The 23185-nt window shown below is 63.1% G+C and carries 23 protein-coding genes and 1 pseudogene; 11 read left to right on the top strand and 13 right to left on the bottom strand.

The features are described from left to right. Window positions 1-57: 57 nt before the first annotated feature. The 3 genes and pseudogenes from JNB71_RS09085 to JNB71_RS09080 form a co-directional block, all read right to left on the bottom strand. Window positions 58-1266 (bottom strand): annotated as a pseudogene (locus tag JNB71_RS09085) (PepSY-associated TM helix domain-containing protein); the annotation flags it as partial. Continuing rightward, entirely contained in the window at window positions 1251-1484 is a 234-nt protein-coding gene (locus tag JNB71_RS24420; RefSeq protein ID WP_223215845.1) for a hypothetical protein, read from the bottom strand. The pseudogene JNB71_RS09085 and the gene JNB71_RS24420, both read right to left, overlap by 16 nt. Before the next feature lie 79 nt (window positions 1485-1563). Beyond that, on the bottom strand, window positions 1564-2463 hold the full coding sequence (locus JNB71_RS09080) for an LOG family protein (RefSeq protein WP_220371500.1): 900 nt from the start codon (window positions 2461-2463) through the stop codon (window positions 1564-1566). A 205-nt stretch (window positions 2464-2668) separates the two neighbouring features. Between JNB71_RS09080 and dapD the strand changes: the two genes are divergently transcribed. Further along, complete coding sequence (gene dapD / locus JNB71_RS09075; RefSeq protein WP_220371499.1) at window positions 2669-3529, top strand: 2,3,4,5-tetrahydropyridine-2,6-dicarboxylate N-succinyltransferase; 861 nt, start codon at window positions 2669-2671, stop codon at window positions 3527-3529. Window positions 3530-3532: 3 nt separating this feature from the next. Then, entirely contained in the window at window positions 3533-3892 is a 360-nt protein-coding gene (locus JNB71_RS09070; RefSeq protein WP_220371498.1) for a DUF805 domain-containing protein, read from the top strand. 14 nt (window positions 3893-3906) lie between these two features. Here JNB71_RS09070 and JNB71_RS09065 read toward each other — a convergent pair whose 3' ends face one another. The 3 genes from JNB71_RS09065 to JNB71_RS09055 all read right to left on the bottom strand — a co-directional run bounded on the left by JNB71_RS09065 (window position 3907) and on the right by JNB71_RS09055 (window position 7218). After that, the gene (locus JNB71_RS09065) at window positions 3907-5052 is read right to left on the bottom strand and encodes a GAF domain-containing sensor histidine kinase (protein WP_220371497.1); all 1146 of its coding nucleotides are present in this window, start codon (window positions 5050-5052) and stop codon (window positions 3907-3909) included. A 148-nt stretch (window positions 5053-5200) separates the two neighbouring features. Then, the gene (locus JNB71_RS09060) at window positions 5201-6529 is read right to left on the bottom strand and encodes a sensor histidine kinase (protein WP_220372226.1); all 1329 of its coding nucleotides are present in this window, start codon (window positions 6527-6529) and stop codon (window positions 5201-5203) included. Window positions 6530-6555: 26 nt separating this feature from the next. Beyond that, window positions 6556-7218, bottom strand: coding sequence for a response regulator transcription factor (locus JNB71_RS09055; RefSeq protein ID WP_220372225.1), 663 nt, complete (start codon window positions 7216-7218; stop codon window positions 6556-6558). A gap of 888 nt (window positions 7219-8106) precedes the next feature. Here JNB71_RS09055 and JNB71_RS09050 point away from each other — a divergent pair. From JNB71_RS09050 to JNB71_RS09040, 3 genes are all read left to right on the top strand, one after another. Next, window positions 8107-9210, top strand: a complete 1104-nt coding sequence (locus JNB71_RS09050) for a cyclic nucleotide-gated ion channel (protein WP_220371496.1) — start codon at window positions 8107-8109, stop codon at window positions 9208-9210. A gap of 1018 nt (window positions 9211-10228) precedes the next feature. Then, window positions 10229-11422 (top strand): succinyl-diaminopimelate desuccinylase, encoded by a 1194-nt coding sequence (gene dapE / locus JNB71_RS09045; protein ID WP_220371495.1) that lies wholly within the window; start codon window positions 10229-10231, stop codon window positions 11420-11422. Next, a complete protein-coding gene (locus tag JNB71_RS09040; protein WP_220371494.1) occupies window positions 11409-12005 on the top strand; it encodes a hypothetical protein in 597 nt (198 codons plus the stop codon). Before dapE ends, JNB71_RS09040 begins: the two co-directional genes overlap by 14 nt. A gap of 12 nt (window positions 12006-12017) precedes the next feature. Here JNB71_RS09040 and truA read toward each other — a convergent pair whose 3' ends face one another. The 5 genes from truA to def form a co-directional block, all read right to left on the bottom strand. Then, a complete protein-coding gene (gene truA / locus JNB71_RS09035; RefSeq protein WP_220371493.1) occupies window positions 12018-12761 on the bottom strand; it encodes a tRNA pseudouridine(38-40) synthase TruA in 744 nt (247 codons plus the stop codon). Next, window positions 12761-13696, bottom strand: a complete 936-nt coding sequence (gene fmt, locus JNB71_RS09030) for a methionyl-tRNA formyltransferase (protein WP_220371492.1) — start codon at window positions 13694-13696, stop codon at window positions 12761-12763. The genes truA and fmt overlap by 1 nt, the downstream gene beginning before the upstream one ends. Window positions 13697-13718: 22 nt before the next feature. After that, the gene (locus JNB71_RS09025) at window positions 13719-14141 is read right to left on the bottom strand and encodes a type II toxin-antitoxin system VapC family toxin (RefSeq protein ID WP_220371491.1); all 423 of its coding nucleotides are present in this window, start codon (window positions 14139-14141) and stop codon (window positions 13719-13721) included. Next, complete coding sequence (locus tag JNB71_RS09020; RefSeq protein WP_220371490.1) at window positions 14138-14425, bottom strand: FitA-like ribbon-helix-helix domain-containing protein; 288 nt, start codon at window positions 14423-14425, stop codon at window positions 14138-14140. Before JNB71_RS09020 ends, JNB71_RS09025 begins: the two co-directional genes overlap by 4 nt. A gap of 65 nt (window positions 14426-14490) precedes the next feature. Further along, a complete protein-coding gene (def, locus tag JNB71_RS09015; RefSeq protein WP_220371489.1) occupies window positions 14491-15015 on the bottom strand; it encodes a peptide deformylase in 525 nt (174 codons plus the stop codon). 144 nt (window positions 15016-15159) lie between these two features. Here def and JNB71_RS09010 point away from each other — a divergent pair, with 144 nt between their 5' ends. The 4 genes from JNB71_RS09010 to JNB71_RS08995 all read left to right on the top strand — a co-directional run bounded on the left by JNB71_RS09010 (window position 15160) and on the right by JNB71_RS08995 (window position 20406). Then, complete coding sequence (locus JNB71_RS09010; protein ID WP_220371488.1) at window positions 15160-16359, top strand: DNA recombination protein RmuC; 1200 nt, start codon at window positions 15160-15162, stop codon at window positions 16357-16359. Window positions 16360-16407: 48 nt separating this feature from the next. Then, on the top strand, window positions 16408-17307 hold the full coding sequence (locus JNB71_RS09005) for a ribokinase (RefSeq protein WP_220371487.1): 900 nt from the start codon (window positions 16408-16410) through the stop codon (window positions 17305-17307). Window positions 17308-17595: 288 nt separating this feature from the next. Then, window positions 17596-19959, top strand: a complete 2364-nt coding sequence (locus tag JNB71_RS09000; RefSeq protein WP_220371486.1) for a methyl-accepting chemotaxis protein — start codon at window positions 17596-17598, stop codon at window positions 19957-19959. Window positions 19960-20133: 174 nt separating this feature from the next. After that, the gene (locus JNB71_RS08995) at window positions 20134-20406 is read left to right on the top strand and encodes a hypothetical protein (RefSeq protein ID WP_220371485.1); all 273 of its coding nucleotides are present in this window, start codon (window positions 20134-20136) and stop codon (window positions 20404-20406) included. A gap of 98 nt (window positions 20407-20504) precedes the next feature. Here JNB71_RS08995 and JNB71_RS08990 read toward each other — a convergent pair whose 3' ends face one another. After that, on the bottom strand, window positions 20505-21449 hold the full coding sequence (locus JNB71_RS08990; protein ID WP_220371484.1) for a nucleoside hydrolase: 945 nt from the start codon (window positions 21447-21449) through the stop codon (window positions 20505-20507). Between the two features lie 152 nt (window positions 21450-21601). On the opposite strand from JNB71_RS08990, the gene JNB71_RS08985 reads away from it, so the two are divergent. After that, window positions 21602-22033 (top strand): Hsp20 family protein, encoded by a 432-nt coding sequence (locus JNB71_RS08985; RefSeq protein ID WP_112851845.1) that lies wholly within the window; start codon window positions 21602-21604, stop codon window positions 22031-22033. A gap of 142 nt (window positions 22034-22175) precedes the next feature. Further along, window positions 22176-22433: a DUF1150 family protein gene (locus JNB71_RS08980; RefSeq protein ID WP_018323928.1), complete on the top strand. Its 258-nt coding sequence runs from the start codon at window positions 22176-22178 to the stop codon at window positions 22431-22433. A 27-nt stretch (window positions 22434-22460) separates the two neighbouring features. Here JNB71_RS08980 and trmB read toward each other — a convergent pair whose 3' ends face one another. Further along, window positions 22461-23159: a tRNA (guanosine(46)-N7)-methyltransferase TrmB gene (gene trmB, locus JNB71_RS08975; protein WP_220371483.1), complete on the bottom strand. Its 699-nt coding sequence runs from the start codon at window positions 23157-23159 to the stop codon at window positions 22461-22463. Window positions 23160-23185 lie beyond the last annotated feature (26 nt).

The following is a 23185-nucleotide window of genomic DNA, read 5'->3' as shown; positions in this document are numbered from 1 at the left end:
CGGCGCAAACCGCGCCGGCCTTTTCTCGAAAGACGCGACTTACGCTTCGGGCGTTCCTTACAGCTCGACCCTTCGGTCCGCCTTCCTCACGCGCATGTAAATCCAGTCCAGCACCAACATCACGATGAGCGAAACGCCGACCAGCGGGAAGACGACACCCCCGGCAATAAGCATCGCGATCAGGCCGCGAAACACCCGTGTGTCCGCCGGCGTCGGGGGCACGCCGAGCGAGCCCTTGGGCCGCCGCTTCCACCACATGACCCCGGCGGAAACGGCCAGCAGTACGATCAGCAGGCAGGCGATCGTCAGCACGACCTGGTTGGCCAACCCGAATTGCTGGCCGAGATGGACGCTGATGCCCCATTCCAGCGCCTTGCCGAGCGGGCCGTAGTCGGCATAGCGCATGTCGATCAGGGCCTTGCCCGTGTACTGGTCGAGATGCACGACCCGCTGCTCGGCAAGGTCGTCCGGATAGACCGAGCCAGAATAGACGCCGTCCTTCGTCTGCGGAATATTGACCGCGTAACCGCGATGCAGACCGAGCCCGTCGAAGACGGCCACCGCGCGGTCAAGACCGATCGGCTCGGCTGTCCCATGCGTGGCGGCGGACGGTGATTGCGGGATTTTCGCCTGCTCCAGCGACCAGGACGTCTTGGCGACATGATCGAGATGCTCGCCCGACATCGGCACCGCGACACGCACGCCGGCCGGATAGCCGAAGTTGTTGCCGTTCGCCCATTCGTTGACCTTGGCTCCCCACACGCCCGACCAGGGCATGCCGGTGAGGGCCAGAAAGACGATGAAGAAGCCGACAAGAATGCCGCTGACAGCGTGCGTGTCGCGCCAGAAGACCCGCCGTTTCGGCGTGCCGCGAATGCTCATCACGCCGCCGGTCTGGCTGCGCGGCCACCAGAGATAGATACCGGTCGCGACCAGCAGGATCGACCAGCCTGCCGCGATCTCGATCAGCGAGCGCGCGAAGGAACCGAAATATTTGAGGCTGTGCAGCGTGCGGATGGTCCACATGATCGTTCCCCGGTCCGGCAGCGAGCCCAAGACCTTGCCGTCATAGGGGTTCACATAGACGGCGACCTTGCCGGCGCTCTCGGTGACGATGGTGATTTCCGCGGAGGCGGTGGGAGTTGAAGGATCGGTGAACTTCACCGCCGTGCCGGGATAGGCCGCCAGAGCCGAGGCGACCATCGCCGATGGTGCAGCTTTCGCCAGGTTTTCGTGGATGGCGACGGTTTTCAGGTCGGCGTGGACGACCGCATCGATTTGGGTCCGTCGACCGGCGTCGTATGGGCAGCCGAACCGGCCGCATCGGTAAAACAGAGAATGTTGAACGGATCGGCGGCGGCTGCAGCCATGCCGCCTTGGGCGAACCCTGCAGACAGACCCTGCAGCAACAGGACGATCGCAAATAGCGCCGAAATGGCGCTGAACGAAATCCGGTCCCTGACGATCTGCCGCACGATATACATCAGGGCTCGGATGCCACAGAACCCGCCCCATGTCACTGCGGCGAAATGTGAAATTCGCTGTGCCGGGGGCCGTCCGATCCTACCGGACGCCGGATGCCATCGGCACCTGCTTGGGATCGATCGTCTGGTAGAACTTTGCGATGATCTCCCAGGCCTCGTCCGCCGTTTCGACAAACCGGATCAGGTCGACGTCGGTGGGAGCGATCGTACCGAATTCCGCCAGCGCCTCGAAATCGATGATCTTGCGCCAGAACTTCTCGCCGAACAGGATCAGCGGCACCAGCGCCAGGCGGCCGGTCTGCATCAGCGTGATCGTCTCGAACAGTTCGTCCAGCGTCCCGAAGCCGCCGGGAAACACCACGACCGCCTTTGCACGCAGCAGAAAGTGCATCTTGCGGATGGCGAAGTAGTGGAAGTTGAAGGAAAGCTCCGGCGTCACGAAGCGGTTCGGCGCCTGCTCGTGCGGCAGCACGATGTTGAGGCCGATCGAAGGCGCGCCGATTTCGGCAGCCCCGCGGTTTCCCGCCTCCATCACGCCCGGCCCGCCGCCGGTGACGACGACATATTCGGTGTAGCCCGACTCCGCTGAATGCTGCGAACAGAGCTGCGAAAACTTGCGAGCCTCCTCATAGTAGATCGAGGCGGCCGTGAGGTTCTTGCGCTGCGTCTCGTTCCTCGCCGCCCAGGCATCGCCGCCGGGTTCGGGAATGCGCGCGCCGCCGAACATCACGATCGTCGAATTGATGCCCCGCTCGGAAAGGATCATCTCGGGCTTCAGCAGCTCGAGCTGCAGCCGCACCGGGCGCAGTTCCTCGCGGGCGAGAAAATCGTCGTCCGTATAGGCGAGCCGGTAGGAGGGCGACATCGATTGCGGCGTCGGCGGAACGCCCGCTGCCCGCGCCCGCGCCTGGCGGCTGTCGACCAGCGGATCCCAGACCCCGTCCTTGCGCCGCAAATTCCGCTTTTTCATTCTTGCCATGGCAAACTTTCCTGACGCAAACCGGCAGCCTTTCATCGCTGCCGGATGCTCCTTCGAATATTCCCTGCGCTACGGCTCAAATCACCGCAGCATTCCCGTGACATACACCTTCATCCATCGCCGACCGCAACCGAAAAGGCTTCAATTTTTCGGGATCATGCTCTAGAGCATGTTCACGATAGACGCCGAAGTTTAAGGAATTCCGATGAGCATCCAAGATCTCGCTTCCCTCCGCCAGACCATCGACACGGCTTTCGACAATCGCGACAGCATCACCACCTCGACCCGGGGGGAAGTCCGTGACGCCGTCGAAGCCGCGCTCAACCTGCTCGATGGCGGCAAGGTGCGGGTGGCCGAACGCGGCGCGGACGGCAACTGGACGGTCAATCAGTGGCTGAAGAAAGCAGTTCTCCTTTCCTTCCGCCTCAACCCGATGGAGATCATCAAGGGCGGTCCTGGCGAAGCCGCCTGGTGGGATAAGGTACCCTCCAAGTTCGACGGCTGGAGCGTCAACGAATTCGAGAAGGCCGGCTTCCGAGCCGTGCCCAACGCCATCGTCCGCCGTTCGGCCTATATCGCGCCGAATGCGATCCTGATGCCGTCCTTCGTCAATCTCGGCGCCTATGTCGGCGAAGGCACGATGGTCGATACCTGGGCAACGGTCGGCTCCTGCGCCCAGATCGGCAAAAACGTCCACCTCTCGGGCGGCGTCGGTATCGGCGGCGTGCTCGAGCCGATGCAGGCCGGCCCGACCATCATCGAGGACAACTGCTTCATCGGCGCCCGCTCGGAAGTCGTCGAGGGCTGCATCGTGCGCGAGGGCTCGGTGCTCGGCATGGGCGTCTTCATCGGCAAGTCGACCAAGATCGTCGACCGCGCCACCGGCGAAGTCACCTATGGCGAAGTGCCGCCCTACTCGGTCGTCGTCGCGGGCTCGATGCCGTCGGGCAATGCCACCATGGCAAACGGCCAGCCGGCGCCGAACCTCTACTGCGCTGTCATCGTCAAGCGCGTCGACGAGAAGACCCGCTCCAAGACCGGCATCAACGAACTGCTGCGGGACTGATCGATGGCCGCGGAGGGGCAGCAGACCATGTCATGGCTGTTCTTCAGCCCCTCCGGCCGCCTGCCCCGCCTGCCCTATTTCCTCGGCTGGCTGTTCTGGGTGGCGATCAGCGGCTTCGTTTTGACGCGCATGTTCGCCAATGAGGGGAACGACATCGCGCTGGCGCTCTGGACGCTGATTCTGGTCGTCAGCGGCCTCGTCTCGACCGCGTCGATCGTCATGCTGACGATCAAGCGCCTGCACGATATCGGCTATCCCGGGCCGCTCGCCATCTGCCTGTTCATTCCGGTCCTGAGCCCTGTCGTCTTCATCACGCTCTGTCTGTGGCCCGGCAAGCCCGAAGCCAATGAATACGGACCCTGAACCCGGCGGCCTGATTATGATCGCAGCGGCATCCGGAAGGTGAAGCAGGTTTCCTCCGGCGTGGAGGAAACCGAAAGCCTGGCATTATGCGTTTCGGCGATTTCCGAAGCGATATAGAGCCCAAGACCCAGCCCCTCGAGATTGGCTTTGGCGGAAGCGCGAACGAAGGGTTTGAACAGATCCTTGAGCACCGCTTCGGGAATGGGCTCGCCGGCATTTGCGACCGTAAGCACGAAACAATTGCCCGCAATCGTGGAGCGCACCCTTATGGGCGTCGTCGGGTCGCCATGCGTCAGGGCGTTGGCGATGAGATTGGACAGGAGCTGGCCGATCCGCCCCTCGTCGCAACGCACCAGCGCCTCGGCAAATTCCGCCTGGATCGCCCGCCCGGGATTGGCCATTCGCAATTCCGCAACCACCTGCTCCATCACCGGCTTCAGCGGAACCCGGTCCGTCTGCTCGACGGGAATGCCGCCGCCGAGCCGCCCGCGGGCGAAATCGAGCACATTGTCGATGAGGCCCGACATGCGCGAAATGCTGGCTTGCATCAGCCCGAGCACCGCCTTGCCCTTCTCGTCCTCGACCGAACGCTGCAGCATGCGCGTGCCGGCGTCGAGCGAAGCGAGCGGATTGCGCAGGTCATGACCGAGGACCGCGATGAACTGCTCGCGCAGTTCGCCGGCCTGCCGCTCCTGATCGATGCGGTCGCGGGTATCGAGGTGAAAGGCGATCAGATTGGCAAACAGCCGGAACATGCCGATGATTTCCGGCGTGTTCAGCCTGCGCGGCACCGTATCGATGGCGCAAAGCGTGCCGAAGAAGGAACCGTCCGCCAGCGTGATCGGCATGGAGATATAGCTCCGCAGGCCCTCCGGCGTATGGTGACCGGCATATACCGGGTCGTCGGCGACGTTCTCGATGATCACGGCTTGCCGGTGTTCGCGGACCTCGTTGCAGATCGTCGTCTCGATCTTCAGTTCGTCGCCTGGCGCAAGCCCGAACGCGATTTCGTCGCGCACGCTGCAGGCGATCCACCGGTCTGCCGTCACCCGCGCCACCGCCGCAAAGCGCATGCCGGTCGTCTTGCAGATGACATCGAGGATGGTCGGCACGGCATCGATTTGCGCGATGGCTTCGATGGCAGCGATGGGATCGTTCAAAGCACGCCTTTCGATTGACTGTTTCCGGATCTCGCTTATGTCGGTGCAGCACCGCCAGGATGCAAGCTCCTGTTTGAAAGAGCTCGTGCGGCTCGGCATTGCGCGCGCTCTTTAGCCTTTTCACGGGAATTGCAGCTCGGCAGGCGGCTCACTGCGCCGCCAGCTCGCCAAACCGCATCACCACCTCGAAACCGTCCTTGCGGCCCGTTGCCGGCGACAGGATGTCGAAGGCGACATTCATCTGCTGCAGCAGCCGTTCGGCGATCGACAGGCCGAGGCCGGAACCGGGGGAGCCGGTGTTGCCGCGGCCGAACCGCTTGCGGATGGTTGCGAGTTCCCCCGGCGTGAGCGGCGCGGCACCATTGACGATCCGCACCACGCCGCCCGTCTCGAGCCGGATATCCACCGGCTCCTCGGCCCGGCCGTGCAGCAGGGCGTTCTCGATCAGGTTGCGCAGAACGATGGCAAAGGCGTCCTCGCTGTAGGAGCCCTCGAGCCTCGCTCCCTCCTGCCGCTCGAAACGCAGCCTTGACGGGGCCAGATCGCCGCGCTGGAAATCGGCCAGCACCAGTTCGAGGACACGGGCCAGATCGACATTGGTGCTGCCCGCGCCGATTCCCGCCTCGGCGCGGGCCAGTTGCAGCAGCTTTTCCGCCGTGTGGCCGAGATGGGTGAGCGATGCCTCGACCTGCTGGGCCCGGCGCTTCCTCGGCCCGTCGAGTTCGGCGATCAGCATCTGCGTCTGCGCCAGGGCGCCGGCGATCGGCGTGCGCAGTTCATGCGCGCTGTTTGCCGTGAATTCCCGCTCGGCGTCGAAGGCGGCCTGCAGGCGGGTCAGCAGATGGTTGACGGAGCGGGCGATCGGCTGCAGTTCGCGCGGCAGCATGCGCGACGGCACCGGCGCCAGGTTGCCGCCGTCCTTCTCCTCGATCGCCCCGCGAAGGTCATCGACCGGCGCCAGCGCCCGGCGCACGATCAGCCAGATCAGGCCGATGCTCACGGGAATGAGCACCAGCACCGGCAGGAAAAGCGCCAGGCCGCCTTCGGTGATCGCCTCGTTGCGGTTGGCCATGGCATCCGCCACCTGCACGAAGATCGTGCCGTCGCCAGCGCTCGCCGTATAGAACTGGTAATCACCGTTTTTCCAGGAACCCCGCTTCAGCGGCGCTTCGAAAGGTTCGACCGGTGCATCGTGCGAGCGGATCAGGACGCGGCCCTGCCTGTCGCGGACCTGATAGACGAGATACTCGTCTCCCATATCCTCGCCCTGGCGCAGCAGATGCTGCGGCGAGGACGGTCCCTCACGGCGCTGGAGATCATCCAGGACGAGCGGCATCAGCCGTTCCGCCGTTTCCTGCAGCGAACCGTCGAAGAATTCGCCGAATTCATCCTGCATGACGGAAATGCCGAGGCCGGCGGCAATCAGCCAGAAGGCCGTGGTTGCGCCCGTCAGCCAGAGGATCAGCCGCCGCGTCATGCTCCTGCGGTTAGCCTTGTACTGCGTCACGCTGGCGCCCCGATCCTGTAGCCGACGCCGCGCACGGTCACGACATGGTCCCGGCCGAGTTTCTTGCGCAGCCGGCTGACATAGACCTCGACGGTGTTGCTTTCGATCTCGGAGCCGAAGGCATAGAGCGCCTCCTCGATCTGCGCCTTCGAGATGATGGCGCCGGGCCGGGCAAGCAGCGTGTCGAGCACGGCCCATTCGCGGCCGGAAAGACCGATTTCCTCGCCGGCGGCAAAGACGCGCCGGTCGACCGGGCTGATCTTCACCTCGCCAACGTGGATCACCGGCGAAATATTGCCGCCGTAGCGGCGGATGACCGCGAGCATGCGGGCGGAGAGTTCGCCGAGATCGAAGGGTTTGACGAGGTAATCGTCGGCGCCGCTGTTCAAGCCTTCGATCCGGTCGGAAATCTGGTCATGCGCCGTGAGAATGATGACCGGCGTTGCCGTACCCGCCGCCCGCAGCTCCCTCAAAAGGGCAATGCCACTGCCATCCGGCAGCCTGAGATCGAGAAGAATCAGCCCATAGGTAACGGTGCGCAGCGAGACGCGCGCATCCTCGAGCGTCTTCATCCAGTCGACGGCGTGATCGGCGGCCGCGACATGGTCGCGAACGGCTTCCCCCAGAATGATATTGTCCTCGACGAGCAGAACGCGCAATCCGCTGGTTCCCGTTGCGATCAGCTGTACCGGCATCCTTATTCCCTCTTGGCCCGCGCCGTCAAACGGCTTGACGGGCACGGCACGAAACCCGCAGCCCTTTTCCGGGAGCAGGTGCCTGCCGCCTAGCGCCCCTAAGCCTTCTTGGCCGGACATCTGGGCCGGACATCTGGGCCGGCTTTCTGACAGGAACCTGAATGCGCGCTTTGGCGCAGAACGACGACGCTGTGATCGCCGCCGTTCAGCCTCCTGTCAGGATTGACCGGCAGGCTGGCGGTGGACACTGGAGATTTCTGTTTGAAAGCGCGGCGAATTCACCTGGGACTGCTCTACGTTGCCATTCTCGTCCTCATCATCGCGACGATCCCGCTCGCCCAATTTGCCGGACGGCAGCCAATGACAAACCACCAGCAATCGACAACGCTCACGGTCCGTCTCAAGCAAGGGATGTAGGTCGAGAGTCGCGTTTGTCGTGGCCACACTGCGGTAGTGGAAGAGCGGACCTTGCTCCCTCTTCTCCCCAACGGGGAGAAGGTGGCGCGAAGCGCCGGACGAGGGGGCCGCCGGCGCCGAAATCGCCGTGCCCCCCTCATCGCCTCGCATACGCTCGGCACTTCTCCCCGAGGGGAGAAGAGGAAGCCTGCGGCAAGCGCCTTCGCTCCATATGCAATTACCCTGCCCTCAAAGGGGGAGATCGGGAACACGCGGCCAGCCCCACCCCAATCTCCCTCCTTGAGGGGGAGATGCCCGGCAGGGCAGAGGAGGGTATTTTGCAGGCACTGTCGTGTACGGTGGCACGCGGCAACGAAGCCGCTCCCCGGCCCTTTGCACTTGGCCTGAAGGCATTCTATGATCTCGACAGCGTGGTCGGCCGCTCGGGGTGTATGAATGTCGGCACTGCCTTTCTCGAAAATTTCGGCACCGCTCAACGGACTGCTCGCTGCGGTCGGGCTCGTGGCGGTGGCTGCGCTGACCACGCCGGATCTCGCCGCAGCAACCAAGCTCGCCCTGGAGTTCCTGCTCGCCGGCATCTGGGCCATTTATGTGCTGCAGCTGATCGGGACGCTGATCAAGCAGAGGACGCGGAACGTTCGCGACAGCATGCCTGCCCTTGTCGTCGATGTGCTGGCCGTATTGGTTCCTCTCGCCGCGTTCCTGCTCGACGGCACGCGCGACCAGAGCCTCTATTGTGCCATCTGGCTTTTGAAGCCGCTGCGCGATTCGACCTTCTTCCGGCTGATGGGCCGGGTCCTCACCAGCGAGGCGCGCAACCTGATCGGCGTCACATCGGTCTTCGCCATCATTCTGTTCGGCGCCGCGCTCGCGGCCTATCTCATCGAGCGCGACGTCCAGCCGGACAAGTTCGGCAGCATCCCCCAGGCGATGTGGTGGGCAGTGGTGACGCTGTCGACCACCGGCTATGGCGATGAAATTCCGCAGAGCTTTGCAGGCCGTGTTCTGGCCGGGCTGGTGATGATGTGTGGCATCGGCATCTTTGCGCTGTGGGCCGGCCTCCTCGCCACTGGTTTCTACGAGGAAGTCCGCCGCCAGGACTTCGTGCGCAATTGGCAGCTGGTTGCGGCCGTGCCACTGTTCCAGAAGGTTGGCTCGGCCGCGCTGGTCGAAGTCGTGCGCGCGCTGCGGCCGCGTGTCGTGCCGGCCGGCACCGTCATCTGTCGAAAGGGGGACATCGGCGACCGGATGTTCTTCATCGTCGAGGGCCGCGTCAGCGTCGCGACGCCCAATCCGGTGGAGCTCGGTTCCGGCAGCTTCTTCGGCGAAATGGCACTGATCACCGGCGAGCCCCGCTCGGCGACCGTCAGCGCCCTAACGGAGGTCTCGCTGCTGTCGCTGTACGCGGTGGATTTCCAGATGCTCTCGAAAAGCAGCCCGGAGATCGCCGAGATCATTCGCAGGACGGCGCACGAACGGCGCGGCGGGACATCCGATTCCTCTTTCTCTGCGGGAGAGGAGACGAAATCGACATCTTAACCAAAGGCAAAAGTCAGATTGCTGACAAAGTCGGTCATTCCAACCCTCCCTCATTACCGCCCTTGTGGCGGTAATCCAGCCGCGCGATGTCCATCGCGTGAAAGAGCCTTTGCGCCCAAGGACTTGAGCGCGCTGGATACCCGCCACAGGCGGGTACGAGGGTGATGGAAAGCCCGCTTTCGAACGGGAGCGTCGAGACATGACAGAATGCTTGCCAAAGGCAAAAAAGCCGCCCGCAGTTCCCCCGTTCATCCCCGCCCGGAAAACCTGTGCGATGATCGTGGCGTTCCGTCATCGGCTACCCCGCGAGGCGTCGCGGCGAGGCGGAACCGGTGCCGGGTGGAGGAAGGACGTGAGCCTTTGCCCGGTGGACTGGCAGAAAATGGTTTCCCTCCCGCCTGAAACAGGGCGGGGCGTGCCTGTGAGGCACACATGAGGAGCGGCGACTGGGCTTGCGATAAGCAATTCCCTTTCGTGGCGCCGCAGAACCGGAGCAATCCGGCATCGGTCGAGCGCCACCCTGTACCGGAAAAAGGTGCCGCCATCCCCGCAGAGAAACCGGAGTTGCCAGTCGACGAACACGCGAACGGGGCGCTGGAAGGCGTCATATAAATTCCTTAGTCTCGGCACTTTCCAGCGCCCCGGCCAAGTGAGACTTAAAGCAAACCACGGCGGATTTTCCGGGCGTGGACAAAGATGTTTGAGATGATGCGACAGATTGCAGGAAGTGCAGACGACAGCGGCAGTCGCCTCTCTCTGCCGGGAATCTCCCCACAAGGGTGGAGATTGGCGTGCAGCTAACCCCTCGCTCCCGATCTTCCCCCTTGTGGGGAGCGAAGTGACAGAGGGGGTCTTCCCAATGCGATCGGATACTGTGAAATACCACCCCTTCTCTGCGGGAAAGCCCGAGGCATGACAGCGACGAGACGACAACGCCAGTAGTGCAGCTTGCTTCTCCCACGTGACAGTCCGGTGGGGATCGGCTACACCAAGCCTTTAAGACAACAGGCCTTTCTTGATGACCGTTACCGATCCCGCCGCCAACCTCGCCACCCTGATCCGCTGCCCCTCCGTAACCCCTGCCGAAGGCGGCGCGTTGAGTGCACTCGAAAAGATGCTGAAACCGCTCGGTTTTGCCGTCGAGCGGGTAACGGCGAGCGAGGACGGGACGCCGGACATCGAAAACCTCTATGCCCGCCTCGGCACCGCTGGCCCGCATCTGATGTTTGCCGGCCATACCGACGTCGTGCCGATCGGCGACGAGGCGGCCTGGACACATGGCCCGTTCTCCGCCGACATTGCGGATGGCGAGATGTATGGCCGCGGCGCCGTCGACATGAAGGGCGGCATTGCCTGTTTCGCCGCCGCCGCCGCCCGCCATATCGAGAAGAATGGCAAGCCACAGGGCTCGATCTCCTTCCTGATCACCGGCGACGAGGAAGGCCCAGCCATCAACGGCACCGCCAAGCTACTCGAATGGGCGGCAGCAAAGGGCGAGCGCTGGGATGCCTGTCTCGTCGGCGAACCGACCAATCCCGACCGTCTCGGCGACATGATCAAGATCGGCCGGCGCGGCTCGCTGTCCGGCACCATCACCGTGCACGGCGTCCAGGGCCACGCCGCCTATCCGCATCTCGCCGACAGCCCGGTGCGCGGCATCCTTGCCTTGACGCAGGCGCTGATGGATCCGCCTTTCGATTCCGGCACCGACGATTTCCAGCCGTCCAATCTCGAGGTGACGACGATCGACGTCGCCAACAAGGCGGTCAACGTCATTCCGGCCAAGGCGTCGGCGTGCTTCAACATCCGCTTCAACGACACCTGGAGCGTCGACAGCCTGAAGACCGAGATCATCGCCCGCCTTGACCGCGCCAGCGCCGAGAGCGTGCTGCGTCCAGGCCGGCCGCCGGTCAGATACGATATCGTCTGGAGCGAGCGCCCGAGCCACGTCTTCCTCACCCGCAACAACGCATTGATCGCTTCCCTGTCGGACGCCGTCCAAGCCGTCACCGGTCGCGCGCCGACGCTGTCGACCACCGGCGGCACGTCGGATGCGCGCTTCATCAAGGACTACTGCCCGGTCGTCGAATTCGGTCTGGTCGGCCAGACCATGCACATGGTCGACGAACGTGTTGCCATTGCCGACCTCGAAACGCTGACGCAGATCTACGAAACCTTCATCAGCCGCTGGTTTGGCCATGCCGCAGATTGAGGAGATCGGCAATTACATCAAGGGAGTCTGGCTGCTGATTCTCGGTGACAGGACCGGGTTCGACTGGCTCGACATTAGCGCCCTCGGTGTATGGCGCTCCTTTGCCGCCTTCCTCTGGTGCCTGCCGGCGATGGCCGTCGGCTGGGCCGCGTGGCGCCTCTATTATCTGGCCAACATGCCGCACGGCGCCGAGACGGGGCTTATCTTCATCCTCAAGCTGCTCTTCGTCGACATGGCCATGTGGATCGTGCCGCTGGTGCTCGTCGCTGTGCTCGCAAAGCCGCTCGGTTACGGCGAACTGCTGGCGCCGATCATCATAGCCAGCAACTGGCTGGCCGTGCCCACGGTCTATGCGATGGCCGTTCCGCTGGCGATCAGCCTGATCATCCCCAACAGCGAGGACCTGACGAGCGTGCTGTCGCTAATCCTGCTCCTGGCGAATTTCACCGCGATTTTCCGGCTGGTGAAAACCATCGCCAAGGGCCAGACACTGCTCGCCTCCGCATTGTCCGCCCTGCTGATCCTGCCGTGGCTGATGCTCGGCCAAGGGCTTCCGCGAATGCTCGGTCTGATGCCGGCCTGACCCCGCTGGCGCTCAGTAATCGACCTGCATGAAATAGAGCCCGTCCGGCGGCGCCACCGGCCCGCAGGCCTTGCGGTCCCGCGCCTCCAGTGCCGCGCGCACGTCGTCCGGCGTCCACCTGCCCTCGCCCACCAGCTTCAACGTGCCGGCGAAGGAGCGTATCTGATTGTGCAGGAAGCTCTGGGCCGTGGCACGGATTTCGACAAGGTCGCCTTCCCGCGTCACATCGAGCCGGTCGATCGTGCGCATCGGACTGTTGGCTTGGCAATGGGTCGAGCGGAAGGTGGTGAAGTCATGGTGCCCGACCAGCAGCTGCGCCGCGGCATGCATCGCCGCATGATCGAGCGTCTTCGGCACCCACCACGCGCGCTTGGCCTCCAGCGCCAGCGGCGCCGGACGCGAGATGATGCGGTAAAGATAATGCCTCCTCAACGCTGAAAACCGCGCGTCGAACGCGGGCGTCACTTCTGCGGCATCAATGATCGCCACCTGTTCGCAAGCCTGGCGCAGATGGGCGTTCAGCGCATTGCGCAAGGTTGCGGGCTTCCAGGACCGGGTGAGATCGGCATGCGCCACCTGCCCCCTGGCATGCACGCCGGAATCGGTGCGCCCCGCGCCACGGATCGAAACGGTCTCGCCGGTAAGGCTGAGGATCGCCTTCTCCACGGCGCCCTGCACCGAGGGGCCGTTCTCCTGCCGCTGCCAGCCGACATAGGCCGAGCCGTCATATTCGATGGTCATGCGGAAACGCGGCATCACAACAGCCTTGTGCCGGCTGGAATAGGCGTGCCGCGGCGGAAATCGTCGGCATCGAGCACCTTGCCGCCTGCCCTCTGCAGGCGGGTCAGCCGCACCGAACCATTGTCGCAAGCAATCGTCAGGTCGTCGAACAATGCGGTGCCGGTTTCGCCGCCCACCTTTTCGACAACGGAGGAGAGTACCTTGATCCGCTCCATCTTGCCGCCGATTTCGACTTCGAACCAGGCGCCGGGGAAAGGCGAGAGACCGCGAATATGATTGTGAACCTCGGCCGCCGTCCTGGAGAAATCGATCCGGGTTTCCGCCTTGCTGATCTTGGCGGCATAGATGACGCCATGCTCCGCCTGCGGCGTAAGCGGCAGGTCACCGCCTTCGAGCTTGTCCATGGCGTCCTTCATCAGGTCCGCCCCAACCAGCTTCAGCTTGTCGTGCAGTTCACCGGCCGTCATTTCGTTGCCGATGGCCACGACCTTGGTCAGCGCCACCGGCCCCGTGTCGAGGCCCTTGTCCATCTTCATCACCATCATGCCGGACTCATGGTCGCCTGCCATGATCGCCCGCTGGATCGGCGCGGCTCCCCGCCAGCGCGGCAAGAGCGAGGCATGGCCGTTGTAGCAGCCAAGCCGGGTCCCGTTGAGGATGTCTTCCGGCAAAAGCAAGCCATAGGCGACCACCACGGCAACGTCGGCGTCGAAATCGCGAAAGGTCTGCCGGTCGGCGGCGTCCTTGAAGTTGACCGGAGTCAGCACCTTGATACCCAGCAATTCGGCCGCCTGGTGCACCGGCGACTTCTGCAGGTCGAGCCCCCGCCGGCCACCGGGGCGGGGCGGCTGGGTATAGACGGCAACGATCTTGTGACCGGCCTCGGCCAGCGCCGCCAATGTCGGAACCGAAAATTCGGGCGTTCCCATGAAGATGATGCGAAGCGGCACGGCGCGCGGACTCCCGTTCTGATCAGGCCTCTTCAAACGGGTTTACGAGCTTCAAATCAAGCCCCTCGAAGTCTTTTGTGTTGCGGGTCGCAAGCGTCGCATCGTGGGAAAGGCAGATGGCGGCGATCATGGCGTCCTGAACCGAGATCGGGCGCCCCGCGCTTTCGCGTTTTGCACGGAGGCGGCCGGAAAGGACGGGGGTTTCTTCTACAAATTCCAAGACACGTCCTCGAAACTGGGTCGCCAGCAGATTTTCCAGCGACCGAATATATCGGTCCGAACCTGTCCGCAGATAAAATCGCTCTGCGCCGAACGATTGCTCCATGACGACAACAGAATTCAAATACAAGCTGGATTGAGCCTCACGCCGGAACCACAGGACGACATTTCGATCCGGAGATGATTTTATAAGTTCCGAAATGATGTTCGTATCGAGGACGATCATTCAAATTCCACCGGCGGGCTGCCAAAGTCCTTCTTCCGCTCAGCTTCCACTTCATCCAGGATAGCGGCGAAATCGTCACCCAATCCCTCGTCTGCACCAAAAGCCGCGCGTAGAGCATCGTAAGCGGATTGTTCTTGCACCGGCTTGATATCCTTCTCAGCAATCAGGCCCTTGCGCAAAAGTTCCTTGGCCTCATCGGAAAGACTGCGCCCTGTGCGATCGGCCGCAGCGGCGATGTCGCGCTTCAAAGCATCGGAAATGTTTCGGATCAGCAGATCGCCCACGCCCAACCTCCACTATGATATCAATGATATCATAGGCCCGAAGGTCATCGTTTTCAATGCAGGCGTCAGATCGCCTTGGCGCCGCGAACCTTGGCGGCCTTGGTGAATTTGCGGATCACCATTTCGCGCTTGAGCTTGGAGATATGATCGATGAACAGCACGCCGTTCAGGTGGTCGATCTCGTGCTGCAGGCAGGTTGCCAGCAGGCCATCCGCGTCCATCGTCTGCTGCTTGCCCTCGCGATCGACATATTCGACGGTGATTGCGGCCGGGCGCTCGACCTCGGCATAATAATCGGGGATCGACAGGCAGCCTTCCTCATAGACCGAGCGCTCGTCGGAAGACTTCAGGATTTGCGGGTTGATGAAGACCAGCGGCTGCTTTTCCTCGCCCTCCTTCGCAAGATCGATGACGAGCATGCGCCTGGCAATGCCGACCTGGATCGCCGCCAGGCCAATGCCGGGCGCGTCATACATGGTGTCGAGCATGTCATCGGCAAGACGGCGGACATCGGCATCGACCGTTTCCACCGGCTTGGAAAGCTGGCGCAGCACGGGGTCGGGGAGAATGATGAGCGGCTTGATGGTCATGCGGCTCCCATAGCCGATCTTTCGCATCGATGGAATTCTCGTTTCACGATTTTTGCCGGAAATTTCGGCAAGTCGTGTCGATTGATTCACCAATGTTCCCGTTTTGATCTGGCCACTGTCGCCGAATCCGCTTAGGCTGCTCCGATGGAACCTGTGACCCTCACCTTCGACCAGCCTCTTTTCATCGTAGGCGGCCATCCCGTATCACTTGGAATGGGGCTTTTCGTTACCATTGCAGTCCTGCTCATCGCCGGTATCCCGACGGTGCTGCGGCGGCAGCGTGCCCGGCAGGCTGCGCTGGAGGCGGAACAGCGGATGACCGCGCTCATCGCCGCGCAGACGGAGATGCAAGGACGTATCGCGGCGATGGCCGAGGTGTTCGGCGCCCGCCAATCCGAACTCAACCAGTCGATCAGCCAGAGAATCGACGGCATGACGCACCGGCTCGGCGCTTCGATCAGCGAGCAGACCAAGGCGACGCACGAGAACCTGCGCCGGCTGCAGGAGCGTCTTGCGGTGATCGACACGGCACAGACCAATATCCAGTCTTTGGCGAAGGACATGGCAGGGCTGCAGAGTATTCTTTCCAACAAGCAGACGCGCGGCGCCTTCGGCCAGTCGCGCATGGAAACGATCATCGCCGACGGTTTGCCGATGGGCTCCTATGCTTTCCAGGCGACGCTGTCGAACGGATCACGGCCGGACTGCACGGTTCGGATGCCGAACGGCCAGCCGGCGCTGGTGATCGACGCCAAGTTTCCGCTGGAAGGCTGGAATGCGATCCGCAACGCCACAGATCCGGAAGCTTCCCGGCAGGCCGCGCAACAGTTCCGCCGCGACATGGAGGTACATATCCGGGATGTTGCGGGCAAGTACCTGATCGCCGGCGAGACCCAGGATACCGCGTTCCTGTTCGTGCCCTCCGAATCGATCTTTGCCGAAATCCACGAGAATTTCGAGGCGATCGTCCAGAAAGCGCACCGGGCGCGGATCGTCATCGTTTCCCCATCGCTGCTGATGCTGTCGATCCAGGTCATCCAGGCAATCCTGCGCGATGCGCGGATGCGCGAACAGGCGCATCTGATCCAGGGCGAGGTGATCCGGCTGATGGAGGATCTGACCCGCCTCGATGACCGGGTGCGCAAGCTGCATGGACACTTCCTCACCACGCAGAAGGATGTCGATGACATCCTGACCTCGTCGGAGAAGCTCAAGCGTCGCGGCGCAAGGATCGAGGCGCTGGAGCTGGAATCCGCCGGCACATCACCCGAGGCCAAACCGGAACCGAAATCCTTCGACAATCGCATGGGGCAATTGAAGCTGCGGGTGGTTGACGAGGACTGATCGTCTCGGGCACTGTCCGGCAAAAATCGCCGGCCGGGAGAGCATCAGATGATTACAGTTTTCGGTTCCATCAACATGGACCTGATCGCCACCACGGCACGGCTGCCGAAGCCCGGCGAGACGGTTGCCGGCACGGGTTTCTCGACTGCCGCCGGCGGCAAGGGGGCCAATCAGGCCTTGGCGGCACGACGCGCAGGAGCCACCGTGCGCATGGCGGGGGCCGTCGGCTCGGACAGTTTTGCCGATGGCGCGCTGGCGCTTTTGAAACAGGCGGGAACCGACCTTTCCCTGACGAAGACGGTGAGCGAACCGACCGGAACGGCCCACATCCTCGTCGGCGGTGATGGCGAGAACGTCATCGTGGTGGTGGCAAGCGCCAATGGCACCGTCAGCACCGCCGATGCAACCGCGACGCTTGAGAGGATGGCAGCCGGCGACACGCTGATGCTGCAACTGGAGATTCCGGCGGAATCGGTAGAGCGGGCACTGGTCATGGCGAAGGAAAAGGGCGTCACCTCGATCATCAACATCGCTCCGCTGACGAAAGATGCCGCGCGGCTCGGACGCATGGCTGATATCGTCATCGCCAACGAGACGGAATTCGAGCTGCTGGCCGGCCGTGAAGGATTGTCGTCCGAAGAGCGCGTCGAGGCGATGCAAAGCCTTTCGCGCGAAACGGGGCAAACCGTAATCGTGACGCTCGGCGCCGAGGGCGTTGTTGCCGTGCGCAATGGCAACGTGCATCGCGCCAAGGGACTGAAGATCGAGCCGGTCGACACCGTCGGCGCTGGCGACACGTTCTGCGGTTATCTCGCAGCCAGCCTCGATGCTGGTCTTGATTTTGACAAGGCGCTTCGGCGTGCCGCCGTCGCCGGCTCGCTCGCCTGCCTGAAAGCCGGTGCGCAGCCGGCCATCCCGCAAGCCGCCGAGGTCGATGCAAGAGCCTGATTGCATCGGCTGCCGCCGAACGTCTGCGCAATCAGGACAGTGAACGTCGTCGCTGCGGCATAAGCGCTTGATTTATCCAAGAAAGGCGCGATCAAGCCGGATTGCGTTGTGCCATTTTTAATAAATAACGCGCTATTCAAGCAACTACCAAGGCGCGTCTCGCGAGGATCAGGGGCGGCCTTCCGATGTCGGTCGGCATCTGGCGCTCCATGACGGGGCATCTCCCAAAAACAGATCGCGTCACGCCGCGGCCTTGAAACCGCGGCCCTCATCATGCGGGGACCTTCAATGCTCAAGTTCCAGGCCAAATCGCTGGCGACCAAACTGATCGCGGTGACGGGCGGCATCATTGCGCTCGTTCTCCTTGCTTCCAACTACGTGCTGATTTCCCAGACCCAGGATCGTGTCGAAACGCTGGTGCTGGATCAGGCCCGCATCGAGGCGAAGGCGATCGCATCCGAAATCGCCAGCAACATTGCCGAGCTTGCGGGCGCCGCCCGCTCGACGGCAGGCGTGATCGGCCGCGGTCATGAAGGCGGTTATCTCGACCGCAAGGGCGTCGTCGACATGCTGAAGGCCAATGTCGAGAAGAATGCATTCGCGTTCGGCAGCTGGTTTGCCGAGGAACCGAACGCCTTCGACGGCAAGGCCAAGGATTACGCCGGCAAGAAGGATTTTGGCGCCGCCAAGGATGGAATGCTCAATCCCTACTGGACGAAGGGCAAGACCGGCATCGACTTCTCGACCTTCGATTCCGACTACCCGGCCGAATGGTACGCGCTGGCGGCCAAGAGCCTGAAGGGCGCCATGACGTCGCCCTACACGGAGACGACGACGGGTGACAACAACTCGATGTCCTCGATCGCCTACCCGGTGATCTCGAACGGCAAGCTGCTCGGCGTCTCCGGTGTCGATGTTTCGCTGACGTCGCTTGCCAACAAGGTGAAGGACATGCACCCCTTCGGTTCGGGCCGCGTGACGTTGCTGTCGCAGAGCGGCAAGTGGCTTGTCGCCCCGATCCCGGACCTGCTGATGAAGGACTATGACGGCATCGGCGCCGATGTGGTGAAGAACGCACTTGCCGCCTCCCAGCCCGGCATGATCCACGACCTGAGCTATGACGGCCACGAGACCTTCGACCGCGTCGTCTACCCTTTCGCGCTGCCCGACGTGAACACGACCTGGGTCGTCCTCGTCGACGTGCCGCAGACGGCGATCAATGCCCCGGTCGTCGACCAGACCTACATGATGATCGTGGGCGGTTTGATCGTCCTCGGCGCCGTGCTGCTCGGCCTCTATCTCGCCGTTCGCCGCTTCGTCCAGAAGCCGCTTGCCGGCCTGGTCAGCGACGTCGAAAACCTGAGCAAGGGCGTCTACACCACGCCGGTTTCCGGCCAGGACCGCGCCGACGAGACCGGTTCCGTTGCCAAGGCGCTGGAAGGCTTCCGCCACCAGCTGGCCGACACCAAGCGGCTGGAAGCGGAAGCACAGCACGAGCGCCTGCAATCGGAACAGCAGCGCAGCCAGTCCGAGGCCGAACGCGCTGAGGCGAACGCCACCCAGCGTGACATCGTTGCCAAGCTGGCAAAGGGCCTCTCGCAGCTTTCCTCCGGCGATCTTGCCTACCGGATCACCGAGGATTTCCCCGGTGAATACGCCCAGCTGAAGAGTGACTTCAACTCCGCCATGGAAAGCCTGGAAGAGACGATCCAGACGGTCAACACCTCGGTCGTCAACATCGGCACCGGCACCAGCGAAATCAGCAACGCAGCCAACGACCTCTCGCATCGCACCGAACAGCAGGCCGCAAGCCTGGAGGAAACGGCTGCCGCGCTTGATCAGCTGACCTCGCAGGTCAATGCCAGCGCCGACAATGCCAAGGTCGCGGCGAAATCGGTCGAGACCGCCAGCAACGATGCCGAGCAATCGGGTGAAGTCGTGCAGAAGGCGATCGCCGCGATGAAGGGCATCGAGCAGTCGTCTGGCGAAGTCAGCCGCATCATCGGCGTCATCGACGAAATCGCCTTCCAGACCAACCTGCTTGCGCTCAATGCCGGCGTCGAAGCCGCCCGCGCCGGTGACGCCGGCAAGGGCTTCGCGGTGGTCGCCCAGGAAGTGCGCGAACTCGCCCAACGCTCGGCCAACGCCGCCAAGGAGATCAAGACGCTGATCAACGCCTCGGCCGGCCAGGTGCGCGAAGGCGTCGACCTTGTCGGTCGTGCGGGCGGCGCTCTCCAGAAGATCGCCGACCAGGTAGTGCAGATCAACGGCCTGATCCGCCAGATCTCCGGCTCGGCCTCCGAACAGGCCGTCGGCCTCAAGGAGATCAACACGGCTGTCAACCAGATGGACCAGGTGACGCAGCAGAACGCCGCGATGGTGGAGGAGACCACCGCCGCCAGCATGGCGCTGAACGAAGAGGCGCGCGCGCTCAGCACGCTCGTCGCCCGCTTCCACGTCGCGCGCCAGGGTCAGTCGTCTGCCGACATGCTGCGCAACACCGCCGAAAGGATGCGGACGCCTGCCAAGGCGGCGAGCTACGGCGCGCCCGCCAAGCCGGTGTCGACACGCAATTCCGCCGCAGCGCCAAAGGCCGTGCCACAGGTGTCCGGCAACACGGCGCTGTCCCAGGATAACTGGGAAGAGTTCTGAGCCAAGGACCGAACTAAAGATTGCAAACGGCGCCCCTACGGCGCCGTTTCTGTTTGGTCCGCGGGCTTGTGCCCGCTGCCACGTTTTTGGTTCGCCTCGCGACCCGCCAACCTATGAGGGAACTTTCGCGGCTCTCCTGCGTTCAAGCTGCAATATCAACCCGGAGGAGCAGCGATGTCTGATCGTGAACCAACAGTTATCAACACGGGCGGTGGTGGCGGAAATACCGGATGGATCGTGGCGATCATTCTGGCGCTTGTCGTTATCGGCGCGCTGCTGATGTTTACCGGCGTGATCGACATCAACGGCGGCGGCAGCCAAACCGATGTGAATGTAAACGTGCCGGCGGTGGAAACGCCTTCGACGGACAAACCGGCAACCGATACGCCGGCGACGGGCACCCCAGAGACGGGGACACCGGCGACAGGCACAACGCCCCAGCAATAGTAACGGCTTGGGCGCCACGCGCCAGGGAACTGAGGCAAGCGCAATGACGGCGCCCTGCAGCGCCGTCAGCTTATGCGAACGCAATAGCCGTTCAGGATTCAGAGCCGCGCCAGACGCTCCGTCAAAAGGTCGAAGAAGCCCTGATCATCGATCTCGCGCATGACCTTGGCATTGTGCTTGCGGCCGGTCACCTGCCACCAGTCGACCACCGTCATACCGACCGTCAGGTCCGATTTCGTCTCGATCTCGACATTGCAATCGCGACCCTTGAACAGGTCCGGGCGCAGGAGATAGGCGATGACGGTCGGATCGTGAAGCGGGCCGCCGTCGGAGCCGTATTTTTCGACATCGAAGCGTTCGAAGAATTCCAGCATCTCGGCCATGGCGACCGCAGCCGGCGAGCCGATCGCCCTGATCCTTTCGACGCGGGCCTTGGTGGTCAGCACCCGGTGAGTGACATCGAGCGGCATCATCACGATCGGGATGCCGGACTTGAAGACGATCTCGGCGGCATCCGGATCGACGTAGATGTTGAATTCGGCGGCGGGCGTGATGTTGCCGCCCTCGAAGAAACCGCCGCCCATCATCACCAGTTCGCGCACACGCGGCGCGATTTCGGGAGCCTTGTTCAGCGCCAGGGCGACGTTGGTGAGCGCCCCCAGGGTGCAGAGCGTGACCGTGCCGGGCGCTTCAGCAAGCAACGTCTCGATGATGAAATCCACCGCATGCTGCGGCTGCAGTGGCATGGTCGGTTCGTCGACCACGGGTCCGTCGAGTCCGGTCTTGCCGTGTACGTATTCGGCGGTGACGAGCTGGCGGACAAGCGGCCTGTCGGCGCCGGCGAACACCTTCACATCGCGACGGCCGCAGAGTTCGCAGACGACCCGGACGTTGCGGGACGTGAGCGCGACGGGAACATTGCCGGCCACGGCCGTTATGCCGAGCACGTCGAGTTCGTCCGGGCTGCCGAGCGCCAGCATAATCGCGGCGGCATCGTCCTGCCCCGGATCGGTATCGATGATGATCTTTCGCGGCGCGGTCATGCTCGTCTCCTTCAAATCAGCGAGCGGACTATGATTTGCCTGCTTGCCTCGCGCAAGCGTCTTGCGCTTGCTGCGCACAGCTACCATATTGGGCTTCGTGGATGCCGCCTCGCGGGTCCGCAAACGGTCGCTTGAGAGCCAAGGACTACTGTATGGCCCGGATTACGCCTTTTACGAGCCCGCTGCTGCTCGGGTTTGATGCCATGGAAAAGACCCTTGAGCGGATCGCCAAGGGCAATGACGGTTACCCTCCCTACAATATCGAGCGCATCCGCGGAGACGAATCGTCCGGCGAGCAGGAGCGTCTGCGGATCACGCTGGCGGTTGCCGGCTTCTCCGAGGACGATCTCGACGTGACGACCGAGGAAAACCAGCTGATCATCCGCGGCCGCCAGTCCGAAAGCGGCGAGCGCGACTACCTGCACCGCGGCATCGCAGCGCGCCAGTTCCAGCGGATGTTCGTGCTTGCCGACGGCATGCTGGTTTCCAAGGCGGAATTGAAGAACGGTTTGCTGTCCGTCGACCTGATCCGGCCCGAACCGGTGCGCATGGTAAAGAAAATTAATATTTTAGTCCCAGAGTAGGATACCGGCATGCTTTGCCGGCTGCTTCGAGGCCCCCGGCAGCCCAAGACCGCCGCGAACTTCGTGCAGAACATCAATGAGTTGCGGCTTCCAGCACGCCCTGTCGGGGCAGCAGGCGCCGCAAAGCCACGGAGTACGTCTCATGGGATTGAAACACGTCAGCACAGCCCTGTCGAAAAACGATCTGGCGCATCTCGGCGCCGGTGAAGTCGGCTATATCCGCAAGATGCGGTCGGATGAAGTGTCGCGCGTCTTCCCGGAAGCCCCCGACATGGACCCGGGTCTGGACCTGTGGGCCCTGTTCGGTGCCGACGGCACGCCGATCCTTTTGACCGACAACCGTTCCAGCACCTTCTTCAAGGCGGCCGAAGACGACCTGAAGACGGTTAGCCTTCACTGAGCCGCGAGTCGTTTCGGTTTCGGCGCCTCAGACCCGCCGGAACGTCAGATAGGCGGACTTGCGCCCTTCCCGCCGCGCCTTGGCCTCGTAGCGCGTGCTCGGCCAACCGGGAAAGGGTGTCAGCCAGTCGGCCGCATTTTGCGCCGTCCAGTCGAACGCCGCATGGTCGCGGCAGTGCAGCAGTGTCCAGTTTACATAGGTATCGATATCGGAGGCGAAGCAGAACACGCCGCCGGGTTTCAGCACGCGGGCAAAGCGATCGAGATTGACCTTTGAGACGAAACGGCGCTTCCAGTGCTTCCGCTTTGGCCAGGGATCCGGATAGAGGAGATCGATGTGGTCGATCGAAGCCGCGGGCAGCCAATCCAGCACCTGCGTCGCGTCGTCGTCGTGAAGGCGGATGTTCTCAGCGCCCCGCTCCTCGATATGGCCGACCAGCTTCGCCATGGAATTGACGAAGGGCTCGACGCCGATGAAACCCGTGGACGGGTTTTCGACGGCCCGATGGATGAGATGTTCACCGCCGCCGAACCCGATCTCGAGTCTGACCGCGCCGACAGGATGGCTGAACAGGGTCTTGAGGTCTCGCGGCGCCGGCGCCGCCAGATCGAGACGAAGAAGCGGCAGCACCGTTTCGAGATGTGTTGCCTGCAGCGCGCGCAAGGGCTTGCCCTTGCGGCGTCCGAAGAAGGCTTCGGTCGAGCGGCTGCGGTGCTGTTCGGTCATGGTGCGGTCTTTCGGCGATAGAAAAG

The sequence above is a fragment of the Rhizobium herbae genome, assembly GCF_019511375.1.
Classification (GTDB): domain Bacteria; phylum Pseudomonadota; class Alphaproteobacteria; order Rhizobiales; family Rhizobiaceae; genus Pararhizobium; species Pararhizobium herbae_A.
Note: the sequence above shows the minus strand (reverse complement) of the source record. Positions and strands in the feature narration are given on the sequence as shown.